General features: G+C 30.6%; 19 protein-coding genes. 18 read left to right on the top strand and 1 reads right to left on the bottom strand.

Translation table 11 applies throughout. The features are described from left to right. Nucleotides 1–38: 38 nt before the first annotated feature. From RSF37_RS07125 to RSF37_RS07070, 12 genes are all read left to right on the top strand, one after another. Nucleotides 39–986, top strand: coding sequence for a DNA-directed RNA polymerase subunit alpha (locus RSF37_RS07125; protein ID WP_039312883.1), 948 nt, complete (start codon nt 39–41; stop codon nt 984–986). Nucleotides 987–998: 12 nt separating this feature from the next. Further along, nucleotides 999–1,340 carry a 50S ribosomal protein L17 gene (gene rplQ, locus RSF37_RS07120; protein ID WP_332563713.1) on the top strand — a complete coding sequence of 114 codons (342 nt, stop codon included), beginning with the start codon at nt 999–1,001 and terminating at the stop codon, nt 1,338–1,340. A 227-nt stretch (nt 1,341–1,567) separates the two neighbouring features. Then, on the top strand, nt 1,568–2,413 hold the full coding sequence (locus RSF37_RS07115; protein ID WP_332563712.1) for an energy-coupling factor transporter ATPase: 846 nt from the start codon (nt 1,568–1,570) through the stop codon (nt 2,411–2,413). Further along, entirely contained in the window at nt 2,398–3,279 is an 882-nt protein-coding gene (locus RSF37_RS07110; protein ID WP_332563711.1) for an energy-coupling factor transporter ATPase, read from the top strand. Before RSF37_RS07115 ends, RSF37_RS07110 begins: the two co-directional genes overlap by 16 nt. Beyond that, a complete protein-coding gene (locus tag RSF37_RS07105; protein ID WP_332563710.1) occupies nt 3,276–4,076 on the top strand; it encodes an energy-coupling factor transporter transmembrane component T family protein in 801 nt (266 codons plus the stop codon). The genes RSF37_RS07110 and RSF37_RS07105 overlap by 4 nt, the downstream gene beginning before the upstream one ends. 17 nt (nt 4,077–4,093) lie before the next feature. Continuing rightward, complete coding sequence (gene truA, locus RSF37_RS07100) at nt 4,094–4,828, top strand: tRNA pseudouridine(38-40) synthase TruA (protein ID WP_332563709.1); 735 nt, start codon at nt 4,094–4,096, stop codon at nt 4,826–4,828. Between the two features lie 165 nt (nt 4,829–4,993). Continuing rightward, nucleotides 4,994–5,428 (top strand): 50S ribosomal protein L13, encoded by a 435-nt coding sequence (gene rplM, locus RSF37_RS07095; RefSeq protein WP_332563708.1) that lies wholly within the window; start codon nt 4,994–4,996, stop codon nt 5,426–5,428. Between the two features lie 28 nt (nt 5,429–5,456). Further along, nucleotides 5,457–5,849: a 30S ribosomal protein S9 gene (gene rpsI, locus RSF37_RS07090; RefSeq protein WP_024615630.1), complete on the top strand. Its 393-nt coding sequence runs from the start codon at nt 5,457–5,459 to the stop codon at nt 5,847–5,849. Nucleotides 5,850–6,150: 301 nt separating this feature from the next. After that, nucleotides 6,151–7,755 (top strand): Na/Pi cotransporter family protein, encoded by a 1,605-nt coding sequence (locus RSF37_RS07085; protein ID WP_332563731.1) that lies wholly within the window; start codon nt 6,151–6,153, stop codon nt 7,753–7,755. A 127-nt stretch (nt 7,756–7,882) separates the two neighbouring features. Next, nucleotides 7,883–8,557, top strand: coding sequence for an N-acetylmuramoyl-L-alanine amidase (locus RSF37_RS07080; RefSeq protein ID WP_332563707.1), 675 nt, complete (start codon nt 7,883–7,885; stop codon nt 8,555–8,557). 131 nt (nt 8,558–8,688) lie between these two features. Beyond that, nucleotides 8,689–9,534 (top strand): fumarate hydratase, encoded by an 846-nt coding sequence (locus tag RSF37_RS07075; protein WP_332563706.1) that lies wholly within the window; start codon nt 8,689–8,691, stop codon nt 9,532–9,534. 13 nt (nt 9,535–9,547) lie between these two features. Further along, complete coding sequence (locus RSF37_RS07070) at nt 9,548–10,102, top strand: Fe-S-containing hydro-lyase (protein ID WP_332563705.1); 555 nt, start codon at nt 9,548–9,550, stop codon at nt 10,100–10,102. 36 nt (nt 10,103–10,138) lie between these two features. On the opposite strand, the gene RSF37_RS07065 is transcribed toward RSF37_RS07070, so the two are convergent. Next, nucleotides 10,139–10,996 carry a YitT family protein gene (locus tag RSF37_RS07065; RefSeq protein ID WP_332563704.1) on the bottom strand — a complete coding sequence of 286 codons (858 nt, stop codon included), beginning with the start codon at nt 10,994–10,996 and terminating at the stop codon, nt 10,139–10,141. Nucleotides 10,997–11,259: 263 nt separating this feature from the next. On the opposite strand from RSF37_RS07065, the gene RSF37_RS07060 reads away from it, so the two are divergent. From RSF37_RS07060 to RSF37_RS07035, 6 genes are all read left to right on the top strand, one after another. Continuing rightward, nucleotides 11,260–11,424 carry a hypothetical protein gene (locus RSF37_RS07060; protein ID WP_332563703.1) on the top strand — a complete coding sequence of 55 codons (165 nt, stop codon included), beginning with the start codon at nt 11,260–11,262 and terminating at the stop codon, nt 11,422–11,424. Nucleotides 11,425–11,507: 83 nt separating this feature from the next. Further along, on the top strand, nt 11,508–12,191 hold the full coding sequence (locus RSF37_RS07055; protein WP_332563702.1) for a response regulator transcription factor: 684 nt from the start codon (nt 11,508–11,510) through the stop codon (nt 12,189–12,191). Then, nucleotides 12,169–13,989: a sensor histidine kinase gene (locus RSF37_RS07050; RefSeq protein ID WP_332563701.1), complete on the top strand. Its 1,821-nt coding sequence runs from the start codon at nt 12,169–12,171 to the stop codon at nt 13,987–13,989. The genes RSF37_RS07055 and RSF37_RS07050 overlap by 23 nt, the downstream gene beginning before the upstream one ends. 81 nt (nt 13,990–14,070) lie before the next feature. Beyond that, nucleotides 14,071–14,427, top strand: a complete 357-nt coding sequence (locus RSF37_RS07045) for an arsenate reductase family protein (protein ID WP_332563700.1) — start codon at nt 14,071–14,073, stop codon at nt 14,425–14,427. 304 nt (nt 14,428–14,731) lie between these two features. After that, complete coding sequence (locus tag RSF37_RS07040) at nt 14,732–16,954, top strand: ribonucleoside-diphosphate reductase subunit alpha (protein ID WP_332563730.1); 2,223 nt, start codon at nt 14,732–14,734, stop codon at nt 16,952–16,954. A 28-nt stretch (nt 16,955–16,982) separates the two neighbouring features. Further along, nucleotides 16,983–18,020 carry a ribonucleotide-diphosphate reductase subunit beta gene (locus tag RSF37_RS07035; RefSeq protein WP_332563699.1) on the top strand — a complete coding sequence of 346 codons (1,038 nt, stop codon included), beginning with the start codon at nt 16,983–16,985 and terminating at the stop codon, nt 18,018–18,020. Nucleotides 18,021–18,036 lie beyond the last annotated feature (16 nt).

Raw genomic sequence — 18,036 nt, 5'->3', positions numbered from 1 at the left:
AAAATAAGGTTGCCATTTTAAAAATAAGGAGGGTTCGTATGTTAGAAATCGAAAAGCCAATAATTGAATGTGTAGAAGCAAATGAAGACGGTACTTATGGTAAGTACGTTGTAGAGCCATTAGAAAGAGGATACGGTATAACTTTAGGAAATGCCCTAAGAAGAATACTATTATCATCATTACCTGGAGTTGCAACTACTTCAGTTAAAATTGATGGTGTGCTTCACGAGTTTTCTACAATACAAGGAGTTAAAGAAGATGTTACTGAGATAATCCTTAACATCAAAGCTTTAGCTTTAAAAATGAATGGTGAAGGTCCTAAGACTATATATATAGATGCAAAAGGACCTGGTGTTGTTACAGCAGCAGATATAAAGACAGACGGAGATGTTGAGGTTGTTAATAAGGATTTACATATTGCAACTTTAGATAACGATGGAAGACTTTATATGGAATTAACTGTTAATAGAGGTAGAGGATATGTTACTCAGAACAAAAATAAGAGTGAAGACCTACCAATATCAGCAATAGCTGTTGATTCAATATATACACCAGTTAAGAGAGTTAACTTTAAAGTTGAAAATACTAGAGTCGGTCAAATTACTGACTATGATAAGTTAACACTTGAAATTTGGACTAATGGTACTATAAAGATCGATGAAGCAATAAGCTTATCATCAAAAATCTTAATAGAACATTTTAAATTATTCATGTCATTAACAGATGAAACTAATGATGTTGAAATAATGATTGAAAAAGAAGAAGATAAAAAGGAAAAAGTACTAGAAATGACTGTAGAAGAGTTGGATTTATCAGTTAGATCATATAACTGTTTAAAGAGAGCTGGAATCAATACAGTTCAAGAGCTTGCTAACAGATCAATGGACGACATGATGAAAGTAAGAAATCTAGGAAAGAAATCCTTAGAAGAAGTTGAAAAGAAGCTTAAAGAATTAGGCTTAAGCTTAAAATTAAGCGACGAGTAAGGAGGTAAATCCATGGCAGGTTATCGTAAGTTAGGTCTTCCTACTGACCAAAGAAGAGCTATGTTAAGAAACTTAGTAACTAGTTTCTTAAAACATGGTAAAATCGAAACAACTGAAACTAGAGCAAAAGAAACTAGAAGTATAGCTGAAAAGATGATTACTCTTGCAAAGAGAGGCGATCTTCACGCTAGAAGACAAGTTTTAACATTTGTTCAAGAAGAAGCAGTAGTTAAACACTTATTTGACAATATAGCTCCACAATACACTGAAAGAAACGGTGGATACACAAGAATGTATAAAAAGGGCCCTAGAAGAGGGGACGGAGCTGAAATAGTTATACTTGAATTAGTATAATTTTTCATGGGGATTAAGATTATTCTTAATCCCCATTTTGTTATATTCAAAATAATTTCTATAGAGGTGTAATAATGGAAATTCAATATTGGAGTTGAAAGTTGCAATTTATGGTATATAATAATAATGATAAAGTGTATATACAGTAACATTCTACAATTGTATAGAAATTATTGTTTAGGGTAGTAAAAAAATATATTAAATATGTATAAATTATGGAGGACCAAATGAGTCAAGATATGATTAAATGTGAAAATTTAGTTTTTAAGTACACGTCACATGAAGATGGCATTGAAAAGTATGCTATAAATGGTGTTGATTTAACTGTTAATAAAGGTGAATTTCTAGTTGTTCTAGGTCACAATGGTTCAGGAAAATCTACTTTAGCAAAGCATATGAATGCATTACTTATACCAAGTGAGGGCTTTGTATATGTTGATGGATTAAATACTAAGGATAAGGATAACGTATGGGATGTAAGATCTAAAGCCGGTATGGTATTCCAAAATCCAGATAACCAAATGGTAGCTACAATAGTTGAAGAAGATGTAGCCTTTGGACCAGAAAATTTAGGAGTAGATCCTAAGGAGATAAGAAGAAGAGTTGATGAAAGTTTAGAAAAGGTTGGAATGAGTGAATATAAAAGACACGCTCCGCACCTTTTATCTGGTGGTCAAAAGCAAAGGGTCGCTATTGCAGGGATACTTGCTATGCAACCAGAATGTATTATATTTGATGAACCAACAGCTATGCTTGATCCATCAGGTAGAAAAGAAGTTTTAAATAATATTAAAGAAATAAATAAGGAATATGGAATTACTATAGTTCTTATTACTCATTATATGGATGAAGCAGCACAAGCAGATAGAATCGTTGTTATGGACAATGGTAAGCTAATACTTGAAGGTGCTCCAAAAGATGTATTTTCTCAAGTTGAACTTATGAAGAAAATAGGACTTGATGTACCACAAGTAACAGAACTAAGTTATGAGCTAAAAAAAGAAGGTATAGATTTAGATAGTAAAATAATAAATGTAGATGAGATGGTGGATGCGTTATGTCAATTAAAATAGAGAATTTAACACATGTATATATGGCAAATGGTCCTTTTGAAAAGAAAGCATTAGATAATGTTAGTTTAGACATCAAAGATGGTGAATTTATTGCTTTAATAGGACACACAGGATCAGGTAAGTCTACACTTATACAACATATGAATGGGCTTTTAGAAGCTACATCTGGAAGTATAATTGTAGATGGTGAGGATATTACTAAAAAGGGAGTAAAGCTTTCTGATGTTAGAAAGAAGGTTGGACTTGTATTTCAATATCCTGAATATCAACTTTTTGAGGAAACAATAGCTAAAGATATTGCATATGGTCCTACAAATTTAGGTTTAGATGAAGATGAAATAGATAAGCGTGTAAAGATGTCTATGGAGATGGTTGGACTTGATTTTGAAACATATAAAGATAAATCTCCGTTTGATTTAAGTGGTGGACAAAAGAGAAGAGTTGCAATTGCTGGAGTTATTGCAATGGAGCCAAAAACACTTATTTTGGATGAGCCTACAGCAGGGTTAGACCCTAAAGGAAGAGATGACATATTAGGACAAATACAGTTACTTCATTCAAAATATAATATGACAATTATTTTAGTAAGTCATAGTATGGAAGACGTAGCTAAGATTGCTCAAAGAGTTGTTGTTATGAATAAGGGTAAAATTGCTTTAGAAGGAACACCAGCTGAAGTATTTAAAAATGTTAAAGTATTAGAAGAAATAGGTCTTGGTGTGCCACAAGTTACTTACCTTATGATGGAACTTAGAAAAAGAGGTTTTGAAGTAAGTGACGAGGTTTATACAATAGGACAATGCAAAAAGGAATTAGTTAGATTATTTGGAAATAAAGAAGAGAGTACGGGGAGGGTAAATAAGTGATAAAGGATATAACTATAGGACAATATATACCAGGGAACTCATTTACTCATAAATTAGACCCTAGAACAAAGATTTTAATATCTTTATTATTTATTGTATCTTTATTTTTAATAGATAAGTTTTATGGGTATATTATAGTTGTTGCATTTCTTGCGGCAGTTATTATTAATTCAAAAGTACCACCTAAATTTATATTAAAAGGATTAAAACCTATTATTATTTTGGTGTTATTTACTTCAGTTTTAAATATTTTTATGATTAAAGGAACACCAGAAACATTATTATTCCATTTTGGATTTTTGAATGTTTATGTTGAAGGTATTAGGACAGCTGCATTTATGGCGCTTAGATTAATATTCTTAGTTGCAGGAACATCCTTACTTACTTTAACAACATCACCTATAGAGCTTACAGATGGTATTGAGAGACTTCTTAGACCAATTGGTAAGGAAATAGCTCATGAGCTTGCTATGATGATGACAATAGCTTTAAGATTCATTCCAACGCTAATGGATGAAACAGATAAAATAATGAAAGCTCAAAAGGCTAGAGGTGCAGATTTTGAATCAGGTGGAATTATTCAAAAGGCAAAAAGTTTAGTACCACTATTAGTTCCATTATTTATTAGTTCATTTAGAAGAGCAGATGAACTTGCTATGGCAATGGAAGCTAGATGTTATAGAGGTGGAGCTGGAAGAACAAGAATGAAACAATTAGTATTTACTAAAAATGATATTTTAGCATGGTGTATATTTGGAATATTATTTATTGCAAGTATAGTTATTAGAGTGCTTTAAGGATTAGGTGTATTTACATGAAAAATATAAAATTAACTATTGAATATGACGGAACAGGTTATAACGGCTGGCAAAGGCAAAAACAAGGTAAAACAATTCAAGAAAGTATAGAGAATGCTATATCAAAGATTGTTAAAGAAGAAGTGTCTATAACAGGAAGCTCTAGAACGGACTCAGGAGTTCATGCAAAAGGAATGGTAGCGAACTTTAGGGTAGATAGCAGTGTGCCGCCAGAGAGGTTTAGAGAGGCTATAAATACTAAGTTACCAAGTGACATCGCAATTATAAAGTCAGAAGAGGTACCTTATGAGTTCCATTCAAGATATGATAGCAAGGGAAAAACATATTGTTATACTATAATTAATAGACGAGAAAAGGTTGCACTTTTTAAAAATTATGTTTATCACGTTATGGATGAATTAAATATAGATGATATGAAAGAGGCTTGTAAATGCTTCATAGGAAAACATGATTTTAGCGCATTTAAAACTAATGGAAGCTCGGTGAAAACAACAGTTAGAACGATAAGTGACTTACATATAGAAAAAGATAACGAACTTATAAAAATTTACGTTACAGCTGATGGTTTTTTATATAATATGGTAAGAATAATAGTAGGAACTTTAGTAGAGGTTGGACTAGGAAAAAAGGGATATAATGAGGTTCTAAGTGCCATAAATACTGGTAAGAGAGAAAAATCAGGGCATTGTGCACCACCTAATGGTCTAGTTTTAGAAAAAGTTTATTATTAATATAAAAAAATATGTAAAATACATTGACACGCCCGTAAGCGTGTATTATAATGATGTATGTTTGTTAGAATATTTATGTACGGAAGATTCTTAAAATTTAAGGATCTTGACATAAATGCAATATGAAGAATATTGCTCACTGTAAGTTCAAGGAGGGAAAAAGACATGAAATCATACATTGCGAAAGCACAAGACGTTGAAAGAAAATGGTATGTTGTTGATGCTGCTGGTAAGCCACTAGGAAGAGTTGCTAGCCAAGTTGCTTCAATCTTAAGAGGAAAAAATAAGCCAACATTTACACCAAATGTTGACTGCGGAGATTTCGTTATCGTAATCAATGCTGAAAAGGTTGTTTTAACTGGTAAGAAGTTAGATCAAAAAATGATGAGAAAGCACAGCTTATACGTAGGTGGATTAAAAGAAATCCCATACAGAGAAGTGTTACAAAAGAAACCTGAATTTGCTTTTGAAGAAGCAGTTAGAAGAATGCTTCCAAGCGGAGTTTTAGGAAGAAAAATGTTAAAGAAATTAAACGTAGTAAGAGGCGAAGAGCACAATCATGAAGCTCAAAAGCCAGAAGTACTTGAATTAAAGTACTAATAACCGAAGCTCGGGAGGAGGATTTAAAATGGCAAAAGTTCAATACATGGGAACTGGTAGAAGAAAAAAATCAGTTGCAAGAGTAAGACTAGTACCAGGAAATGGTAAAGTAGTTATAAATAAAAGAGAAATCGAAAACTTCTTTGGTTTAGAAACTTTAAGAGTTATCGTGAACCAACCTTTAGTTTTAACAGGAACTAAAGATAAGTTTGACGTATTAGTTAACGTACACGGTGGAGGATTCACAGGTCAAGCTGGAGCAATCAGACACGGTATCGCTAGAGCGTTAGTTAAATCAGACGAAGCTTTAAAGTCAGAATTAAAGAAAGCTGGATTCTTAACTAGAGACCCAAGAATGGTTGAAAGAAAGAAATACGGCCTTAAGAAAGCAAGAAGAGCTCCACAATTCTCAAAGAGATAATATTTGGAGTACGGATGAAAGAGAAGAGTTTTACTCTTCTCTTTTTTTTATACAATAAAGTAAATTTATCTACATAAAAGTTAAGAGATTTTAATTAGATTTTACATGCAAAAATGATAAAAAAGTAAAAAATAGAAGAAAAAGTAATCTTATATTAAATCTAGGTTAAATAAATGGAATTAATATTAACAAATGTAAAGAAATAATGTACACTTACCTTACAAAGTTCACAAATAAGAAATTAAGTAGATTATATAAATTTTAATTGAGATGGAGGAGAACAAATTTGAATTCTGTAGTAATGACGGTTATATCTTTAATGGGAGGTCTTGGATTATTTCTTTATGGAATGAAATTAATGGGAGATGGTCTTGAAAACGCCGCCGGAGAAGGGTTAAAGAGAATTCTTGAAAAAGTAACATCAAACCCAATAATGGCAGTTTTTGTTGGAGCGGCAGTTACGGCTGTAATACAAAGTAGTAGTGCTACAACAGTAATGGTTGTTGGTTTTGTTAATGCAGGACTTATGAATTTAGCACAAGCTGCTGGAGTAATAATGGGTGCTAATATTGGTACTACAATTACAGCTCAGTTAGTTGCTTTTAAACTTGATACTATAGCTCCTGTTTTCATATTTATTGGAGCAGCAATGGTTATGATTGCTAAAGCGAAGAAGAGAAGAGATATTGGAAATATCATACTAGGATTCGGTATATTATTCACAGGAATGGGAATGATGAGTGGTGCAATGAAACCACTAGCAGCATCACCAATGTTTGAACAATTAGTTGTAGCAATTGGAGATAATATGTTTATCGGAATTATAGCAGGGGCAGCTATTACAGCAATACTGCAAAGTTCTTCTGCAACAACAGGGATACTTATAGCTCTTGCAACAGCAGGCGCAATTAACATTGAAGCTGCATTACCTATCTTATTTGGATGTAATATAGGTACATGTATAACAGCAATGCTTTCAACAGTAGGTACAAATAAGACAGCACATAAAGCAGCAATGCTACATTTAATATTTAATGTAGGTGGAACAATTCTATTCTTACCTCTTATCGGTATATTAGGTAAGTTAGTTACAAGCATGAGCCCAGATGATGTTCAAAGACAAATAGCAAATTCACATACTGTATTTAACATCGCAAATACGGCGGTTATGTTACCACTTAGAAAGTATTTAATACTAGCAGTTAATAAGATAATTCCAGGGGATGACGAAATTGAAAAAGTTGGTCCTAAATATATAGATGATAGATTACTTGAAACACCAGTAATTGCAGCTGGACAAGTCATTAAAGAAACTATCAGAATGGCAAACAAAGCTAAGCAAAACTTAGAGTTATCAATGCAAGCATTTAACGAAGAGAATGAAGAACTCGTTAATGATGTATATAATAATGAAGAGATAATAAATGTGTTAGAAGAATCAATAACAACATATTTAGTTAAACTATCAAAGTGTGAGTTATCAGATAAAGAAAGTGGTATAGTCGCTTCAACTTTCCACATAATAAATGATATCGAAAGAATTGGAGATCATGCAGAAAACATAGCTGATCTTGCAACTCAAAAATCAAATAAAAAATTAAAATATAGCCAAGATGCTGTAGATGAATTACATCAAATATATAACTATACGCTTACAGCACTACAACTTGCAATAGACAGCTATGAAAATAGAGATGTTCAAAAAGCAAGTAGTATAAATAGTATTGAAGAGAGAATAAATTCATCAGAAAAGCAATATAGGGACAAACATATAAAGAGATTATATGACGGAAAATGTAATGCTTACGCTGGAGCAATATTCCTAGATATGATTTCAAACTTCGAAAGAATTGGAGATCATGCTAAAAATATAGCGCAAAGTGTTATAGAGAATAATACAAAATAATAAAAATTATTACGAGAGAATCACGTAACTGTGATTCTCTTTTTTTGTTAAAGTTTATATTTACCAGAATAAATAAAGGGTGTAATCACATAATAAATCTATAAGACTTTTAAGGAGGATAGAAAACATGAAGATTTTCAAAACGGTATTATTGACAATTATATTTTTATTTATAGGTAATTACGCAGCTTATGCAGATCAAAGTAACAATGAATATAAAATATTAATTGATGCAGGTCACGGTGGTTTTGATGGCGGAGCAAAATCAAAAAATGGAACAATTGAGAAGGGAATTAATTTATCTATAAGTTTAAAATTAAGAGATGTTTTAGCAAGTAAAGGATATAAAGTATATATGACTAGAGAAGATGATATATCATTAGCTACAGGTAAGAAAGATGATCTTCACTTAAGATGTGAAATGAAAAAAGAAACTGAATGCGATCTATTCATATCAATACATCAAAATATGTTTTCAAGTCAAAAGTGCAAAGGAACCCAGGTTTGGTATTCAAGTAATGAGAAGAGTAAGAAGCTTGCAGAGAGCATTCAGCTTGCAGTGCGTGAACAAGTTCAGCCAGAGAATACAAGAGTTGCTAAAGATGCTAAGAAGGCTTACAAGATACTAAGAGACGGATATGATTGTGGTAGTGTAATTGTAGAATGTGGATTTTTATCTAATTATGACGATGAGAAAAATCTTCAAAATGAAGAATATCAAAGATCTATTGTTACAGCAATCGGTAATGGAATAGATAAATATTTTGAAGAAAAACCAGAAAAGAAACCAATATTAAATTAAATTGTTATATTTCCTAGGAAATTGAGAGAGTTGTTACAGAACAGCTCTTTTTTTGTCTAGAAATAAAAGTAATATATTGAAAAATATGCCCTTAAGAAATAAACTATAGGAGAAGGGAGATGAATTGAGTTATGAGAGATGTTAGTGTAAATATTGTGAGAGATATTGTAAAGGATTTATGTATTGAGGCTAATTATTATATTGGTGATGATATTAAAGAAGGTCTTATGGTCGGTAAAAGTGAAGAAAAGTTTGCTATTGCTAAAGATGTCCTTGATAGAATTATTGAGAATGATGAGATAGCAAAAAATGAAAAAATGCCTATATGTCAAGATACAGGTATGGCTTGTGTATTTTTAGATATTGGACAAGATGTGCATTTTATTGATGGGAATTTAGAAACTGCAATAAATGAAGGTGTAAAAAGAGGTTATGATGAAGGATATTTAAGAAAGTCAGTAGTTAAAGATCCAGTAATCGATAGGGTAAATACTTTAGATAATACACCAGCTGTTATTTATTACAATATTGTAGATGGAGATAAAGTTAAAATAACTGTATCACCAAAGGGATTTGGTTCTGAAAATATGAGCAAGGTTGCAATGCTTAAACCCTCAGATGGATTGGAAGGAGTTAAGAAGTTCATTTTGAAAACTGTTGAAGAGGCAGGTCCTAATCCGTGTCCACCGATGGTAGTTGGAGTTGGAATTGGTGGAACTTTTGATAAAGTTGCATATTTATCAAAAAAAGCACTTCTTAGAAGTATAAAGGAAAGAAATAAAAATGAAATTTATGCACAGTTAGAGGAAGAGCTTTTAAAAGATATCAACAGTTTAGGAATTGGTCCACAGGTGTTTGGTGGATTAACAACAGCTTTGGGGATAAATATTGAAACATATCCAACACATATAGCGGGAATGCCAGTTGCAGTTAACATAAGTTGCCACGTAACAAGACATAAAGAGAGAGTTATATAGGAGGTATAAAATTATGGTAAAGAGAATTATAACACCACTTAGTAATTGTGAGATTGATCAATTAAGATGTGGGGACTCTGTGTTATTAACAGGAACTTTATATACAGCAAGGGATGCTGCACATAAAAGGTTAATTGAACTTTTAGATAAGGGAGAAAAGCTTCCTTTTGATATAGAGGGAGAGATTATATACTATGTTGGACCAACACCTCCAAAGCCTGGAATGGTTATAGGCTCTGCAGGACCAACGACTAGTTATAGAATGGATGCATATGCACCAAAACTTCTCGACTTAGGGCTTAAAGGGATGATTGGTAAAGGTCTTAGAAATTATGAAGTAATAAATAGTATAAAGAAAAATAAAGCTATATACTTTGGTGCAATTGGTGGAGCGGCAGCTCTTATAGGAAAGAGTATTATTAAGTCTGAAATTATTGCATATGAAGACTTAGGTTCTGAAGCTATAAGAAAGCTAGAAGTTAAGGATTTACCTCTAGTTGTTGTAATAGATAGTTTAGGTAATAACTTATATGATATAGGAAGAGAAGAGTATTTAAAAATGGTATAAGAAAAAGGCTATCTTTTGTAGATAGCCTTTTTTATATTATATACTTTTAAAGCCTTTACCTTTAACTTCAGATGTGTCCATTATCGTAATGAACGCTTTAGGGTCAATGTCATAAACTTTATTTTTTAATAAAAGCATCTCACTTGTAGTTACGATGCAATAAAGCATCTTCTTCTTGCTATGAGTATATTCACCTTCAATTGGAATTGAAGTAACACCTCTAGTCATATCATCAATAACGAAGTCGATAATATTTTGACTTTTCTTTGTAATTATAAGCATAAGTTTTTTACTGTTAAGTCCACGTAGAACTCTGTCTAAAACAGCACCTTGAATGAAAATTGATAATAAAGTATAAAGTGCCTTTGGAATTCCAAATATAGCAGCTCCAACTATTACAATTAAGCAGTTAAGTATAAATCCAAGTTTACCAATCTCAAAGTTTGAGTACTTTTGTCTAATTAACATAGTGATAATATCAGTACCACCAGTAGATCCATTTCTTAAAAATACGATACCATAACCAATACCACAAAGAACACCACCATAAATGCAGTACAATAAAATATCATCAACTTTAACAAATGATGATAGAGGTTTGGTTATAATAAGTGCAATGGAAAGTGATAACATTCCGATTGCTGAGTATAGAGTGAATGATTTACTAAGTCTTCTATAACTTAGTACAAATAGTGGTAGGTTTATAATGAAAACAACAACACCTGCAGGTACAGCAAAAAGGTACTGAAAAATAAGTGCTATACCAGTGGCGCCACCACTAAGTAATTTGGCATGAGTTAAAAATAAATTAACTCCAAGGGAAGCAATAATGCATCCAACAAAAATTAGAATTACATCTAAAATAAAGGTTTTACTTTTGAGTAAAATTTTCATGTTAATCTCCTATTGTATAAATTAAAAAAATTATGTAATAACCAGTCTATTATATATAAAATACTCAATAAAGTTAACATCTAAATAGTTGTGATTTGAGGGGTATATGAGGAAGAAATAGGAAGAGGGGCAATTATATCATTAACCTTATTAATATCTTTAAAAAGGTTCTAATAGCTACAACAAATAAAACTGTTTTCTAGACATTGTGATAATATTGAAGGATAATATAGAATATATTAAATTTTAAAGAGGTATTATGTATGTTTAGAATGAATTTACCAGGTAATTTAAAGACTAAAAAAATAATATTATATATACTAGTTTTGATTTGTGTTGGTATATTAATAAAGACTTATATGGAAAATAAGAAAGATAATATAAACCATAAGAGTACAAATGTAGAAATACATATGGATAATAAATAGGAGTTTTAAGAATTTCGTAACAAAGGTACGTGTTCTTTTAATCGGATTTACGATAAGATATTTATAGGAAGGAGTGGCTAAGTATGTTTAACATTTTGGTTGTAGATGACGAAAAGGAAATAAGAGATGCCATAAATATTTATTTAAGGGGAGAGAATCTAAAAGTTTTTAATGCTAGCAATGGGATACAGGCTTTAGAAATATTAGAAGAAAAAAATATTCACTTAATAGTTCTAGATATAATGATGCCACAGATGGATGGAATAAAGACATGTTTAAAAATTAGAGAAACAAATAATATTCCAATAATCATGTTATCAGCAAAAGGTGAGGATTCAGATAAAATATTAGGGCTAAATGTTGGTGCTGATGATTATATAACAAAACCATTTAATCATTTAGAACTTGTTGCAAGAGTAAAGTCACAGCTTAGAAGATATGAAAATCCATTATCAATGGAAAATAAGGATTTCATAAAGGTAAAAGATTTAGAAATAGATACAATAGCTAAAATGGTTACTGTAAGAGATGAAGAAATTAAAGTTACAGCGACAGAATATAAAATATTAGTTCTTTTAGCATCAAATCTTGGAAGAGTATTTTCAATTAAGGAGATATACGAAAAGGTTTGGGAAGAACCATTTTATAAGAGTGAGAATACAGTTACTGTTCACATAAGAAGAATAAGAGAGAAGATAGAGATTAATACTAAGGAGCCTGAATATATAAAGGTGGTATGGGGAATTGGATACAAGATTGAGAAGTAAGTTTAAAAAATACTTTAATAATGTTTGGTTAATGGAAATAATAATAGTAATTGTTGTAGGAGTTGCGTGTGCAGATATTTCTATAAAATATTTTAAAAGCTCAAGTTCAAGAGATGGTACAGGAGCAATAGAAGCTGTTTTTGATAGACAATCATTTTATAAGAATTCCCTTAAGAATGATGCGAAAATATTAAATACGGATATTTATAATAGGACTGATAGTTTAAATAAATTGCTATACTCAACAGAACGAGAAAAAGATGGTATTAGAAGCAACATATATGATAATAGCTTTTACTCAAACGATAAATTACCTAAGGATATTTATTTTATTATTAGAAATAAATTTACTGATGAAATCTTTACTAATGATTCCTTTTTCCAAGGAGTTAAGAAAATACAAGGTGAAAATCTCTACAAAGTTATAGAAGAAAAGTATAAAGGTGAACATATAATTACTTACAGCTGTAATAACGTAAATATATATAATAAGTTAGTTGAAGATGGAGATGTTGCATATTCAGCTAAAGTATTAAAAGATTTTGAAGAAATATATTATACACCAGAGGTTAAATATATGCCTCAAGTTAAGAGAGCTATTGGAGATATAGTATTATTTTCAGTAATTATAGTTGTTGGTATATTTTTATTCTTTAAAATAATTTATGTAATTTTCAGCAAGAAAGGCAAAGTAGTTGTTAGAGGAAATATAATAAAAGATATAATATATATATTTAAACATGCATTTAAATATAAAGGTCCAAGAAGGACTATGTTAATAGCTTTAATAGCAAGCATAATATTTTATATTGTTTATTTATATTTACTTGCTATAGGTGGGATTGAAAATAATATAATTGCAAATTTCTTTAGTCAATACCCGTTTAAGGGAAGTTTCCTTATTGTAATATTACCTATGATTGGAATAATGTATTCAGTAAAGAGAAACATAGAAATTGGAATGGTTAAAGATGATCTTAAAATAATAAATGATGGTAACTTTGAGCACACTATAAAAGAAATTGGTGGAGTAGAAGTAAGGGAACTTATTCAAAACATTAATAAGATGAAAGATGGGTATAATATTGCTGTCGATGAAGCACTTCAAAATGAGAAGCTAAAGACAGAACTTATATCAAATGTATCTCATGATTTAAAAACACCATTAACTTCAATAATAAACTACGTAAATATACTTCAAGATGACAGAATATCAGAAGAGGAACGAATGGATTATTTAAAGATATTAGAGAAAAAATCTAATAAGCTTAAATCTCTTATAGAAGACTTATTTGAAGTATCAAAAATAAATTCAGGAAAGCTTCAGTTAAAGAAAGATAGTATTGATGTTGTATCACTTATATATCAAGTAATTGGAGAGTTCTCATCCCTTTACGAAGATAAAGGAATTGAATTTAAAGTTGATTGTGATGAAGATGAAATAATAATGGAACTAGATGGAATAATGATTTCTAGAGTTATAGAGAACATAGTTATAAATGCTCTTAAATATTCATTAGATGATACTAGAGTTTATGCTAGTATAATAAAAGAAGATAACGGAGTACTTATTTCATTTAAAAATGTTGCAAATTATGAAATGGAATTTAATGAATCTGAAATGTTTGAAAGATTTGCAAGAGGTGATAAGTCAAGAACGTCAGCTGTTGATGGTTCAGGACTTGGTCTTGCAATTACAAAGAGCATTGTTGAACTTCATGAAGGTACAACAAGAATTAAAAGAGAGGGAGATTTATTTAAAATATATGTATACCTTCCTTTTGAAACAATAGAATAAGTATGAAAAAATATTTTGAATATGATATAATCAATAATAAATATTAGAAAGTAATCTTTTTAACAAGAGGAGAGAATATATATGAGTTATTTATTTGTAGAATATCCAAAATGCACAACTTGCAAAAGAGCAAAGAAGTGGTTAGAAGAAAACAAAGTTGACTTTATAGACAGAGATATAAAACTTAGTAATCCAACTAAGGAAGAGCTAAAGCTTTGGCTTGATAGAAGTGGATTAGAGATAAAGAAGTTCTTTAACACAAGTGGTGTGCTTTATAGAGAACAAGGAATGAAAGATAAAGTAAAAACTTTATCAGAAGATGAACTTTTAGATATACTTGCATCTGATGGGATGATGGTTAAGAGACCGTTAGTTATAGGTGATGACAAAGTCCTTGTTGGATTTAAAGAAGTAGAGTGGGAAAGTAACTTAAAATAGAATAATATTATTGACCTCCATATAGGTATAACCGTTTACTTATATGGAGGTCTTTTGTTAAAAATAATTCAAATATTTAATGTTTCGTAGTTTGAATTGTCAAAGGATAAAAGTTATTAAAAAGAAGAGATATTTAAAGCTTATTAAATAAAAAAGGCTATTTTAATACTACAGTGAACTTTATATAATTTTACATAAAAGCTTTTAAAAACTATAATAAGTAAGTCAATATATTGTGTTGGTTTGGTAAAAATACAATATAAATATACTATATATTGCTTTGGAGGGAAATTTGGTGAAGGAAATAGATGCACTTTTAGAATTATCATTATCATCAATAAATGATGAATTTGGAATATATAACGTAGAAGTATTAAAAGAAAAATTAGACTTAATTGTAAGACCTGGAATGGGATATGAAGAAATTAGGGAATCATTAATACAGGTATCCTTAGAACTTACAACAGATATGGAGCCAGATTGGCAAAAAGCAGCAGCAAAGCTATATGTACATAAGCTTTATGATAAAGTAAGAAGAAATAGAGGAATTTCAGAAGATGAAGATTTATACGGAGACCTTTATGGATTTGTAAATAAATTAACTGAGGAAAAGTTATACGGAAAATATATATTAGATAACTATTCTAAAGAAGATATAGAAGAACTTGAGAAGGAAATAAAGCCAGAGAGAGACTTCTTATTCACTTATAGTGGTATAAAGCTTTTAGGAGAAAGATATTTAGTTGAGAACTTTAATCGTGAGGTATTAGAGTTACCACAACAAATGTTTATGGGAATATCAATGCACCTTGCTATACCAGAAAAGAAGGAAAACAGACTTTATTATGCAAAGAGATTTTATGACGTTTTAAGTTCACTTAAAGCAACAATGGCAACTCCTACTATGTCAAATGCGAGGAAGCCATTTTATCAATTAAGTTCATGCTTCATTGATACTGTAAATGATAGTTTGAAGGGAATTTATAAATCACTAGATAATTTCTCAGAAGTTTCTAAGTTCGGTGGTGGAATGGGAATATACATTGGTAAGATTAGAGCGCTAGGTTCACCTATAAGAGGCTTTAAAGGAGCATCTGGTGGAATAATACCTTGGGTAAAACTATTTAATGATACAGCAATAGCTGTTGATCAGCTTGGAGTTAGAAATGGTTCTGTTGCTATATGGCTTGATGCTTGGCATAAAGATTTACCAGAGTTCCTTCAAGTTAGAACTAATAATGGTGATGATAGAAAGAAAGCACATGATGTATTCCCAGGTCTTTGCTACCCAGATTTATTCTGGAAGATGGCAGAGAATGATATTGACGGTAACTGGTACATGATGTGTCCGCACGAAATAAAGAAGGTTAAAGGGTATTCATTAGAAGATTTCTATGGAGAAGAGTGGGAAAAGAGATATTTTGATTGCGTAAATGATGAAAGAATAGATAAGCGTATTATGAAAGTTAAGGATCTTGTACGTCTTATTATAAAGAGTGCAGCAGAGACTGGAACACCATTTGCTTTCTATAGAGATGCAGCAAATAAGATGAATCCTAATAAACATAAGGGAATGATATATTCATCAAATCTTTGCACTGAAATAATGCAAAATATGAGTGCAATGGATATTCAAAATACAGAAATATTAGATGAAAATGGAGACAAAATAATAGTTGAGAAAACAAAGGCTGGAGATTTTGTTGTATGTAATCTTTCATCAGTAGTATTAGGTAATATTGATGTTACAAATGAAGAAGAAATTGAGTATGTTGTAGAAACTCAAATAAGAGCTATGGATAATGTTATTGATTTAAATTACTATTCAGTTCCATATGCAGAAGTTACTAATAAAAAATACAGGGGAGTAGGTCTTGGTACATCAGGATATCATCATATGCTTGCAAATAATAGAGTACACTTTACAGCAGATGAACATGAAGAATTTGCAGATAAAGTTTATGAAAATATTAATTACTATGCTATAAAAGCAAGTATGAAGATATCAAAAGAAAAGGGAAGATATCCAGAATTCCAAGGTTCAGATTGGGATAATGGAGATTACTTTAATATTAGAGAATATAATTCAGATAGATGGAACAATTTAAGAGAAGATGTTAAAACATACGGTATGAGAAATGGATACTTACTTGCAATAGCTCCAAATGGTTCAACTGCAACACTTGCAGGAACATCAGAAGGAGTAGACCCTGTAATGTCAAGATTTTGGCTTGAAGAGAAAAAGGGAAGTATAGTTCCAAAGACAGCACCAGGTCTTTCAGAAGAAACATTCTGGTACTACAATTCAGCTTATAATATAGATCAAGCTTGGTGTGTAAAGATGAATGGTGTTAGACAAAGACATATAGACCAAGGACAATCATTTAACTTCTATATTACTACTAATTATACAATGAGAGGCATTATGAATCTTTATATAGAAGCATGCAAGTCTGGAGTTAAATCAGTATATTATGTAAGAAGTAAATCTTTAACTGTTGGAGATTGTGAGAGCTGCTCAGCTTAATAAGTTTGTTTAGAGGAGAATGAAAGAAATGTTAGATATAAATAAAAAACCGCTATTCAATGAATTTGGAGATATAGAAACTTCAAAGAAAAGAATGATAAATGGTAATACAACAAATCTTAATGATTTTAATAATATGAAATACACTTGGGTTTCAGATTGGTACAGACAAGGTATGAATAATTTCTGGATACCAGAAGAAATAAATTTAGCTCAAGATTTAAAAGATTATAAGAAGCTTAATGAAGAGGAAAGAACAGCTTATGATAAGATACTTTCATTTTTAATTTTTCTAGATTCAATACAGACAGCAAATCTTTCTAATATAAACAATTATATAACTGCAAGTGAAGTTAATCTTTGCTTAACAATACAAGCTTTCCAAGAAGCTGTTCACTCACAAAGTTATAGTTATATGCTAGATACTATTTGTTCGCCAGAGAAGCGAAATGAAATTTTATACCAATGGAAAGATGATAAAATTTTATTAGAAAGAAATAAGTTTATCGGAGATCAATATAATACATTTTTAAGTGAACCAACAAAACATAACTTATTAAGAACAATAATGGCAAACTATATATTAGAAGGAGTATATTTCTATTCAGGATTTATGTTCTTCTATAATTTAGAGAGAAATGGAAAGATGCCAGGATCTGCTCAAGAAATAAGATATATAAATAGAGATGAAAATACTCATCTTTGGTTATTTAGAAGTATAATAAGAGAACTTCAAAAGGAAGAACCAGAACTTTTCACTGAAGAGATTAAAGAAGAACTTAGAGAAATGATGAGAACAGGTGTAGAGAACGAAATTGAGTGGGGAGAGTATGTAATAGGTGATAAGATTCAAGGACTAAATAGGAAGCTTATTAACGACTATATTAAGTACTTAGGTAATATGAGATCTGCTTCAATAGGACTTGGAAGACTTTATGATGGATATGACAATAATCCAGCAGAGTGGGTTGATAGACAGGCGGATGCAAATTCAGTTAAAACAGACTTCTTTGAAGCTAAATCAACTGCATATGCAAAAGCTGCAACACTTATTGATGACCTTTAAAAAATAATATATGTTT

The sequence above is a fragment of the Clostridium sp. genome, assembly GCF_036643715.1.
Classification (GTDB): domain Bacteria; phylum Bacillota; class Clostridia; order Clostridiales; family Clostridiaceae; genus Clostridium.
Note: the sequence above shows the minus strand (reverse complement) of the source record. Positions and strands in the feature narration are given on the sequence as shown.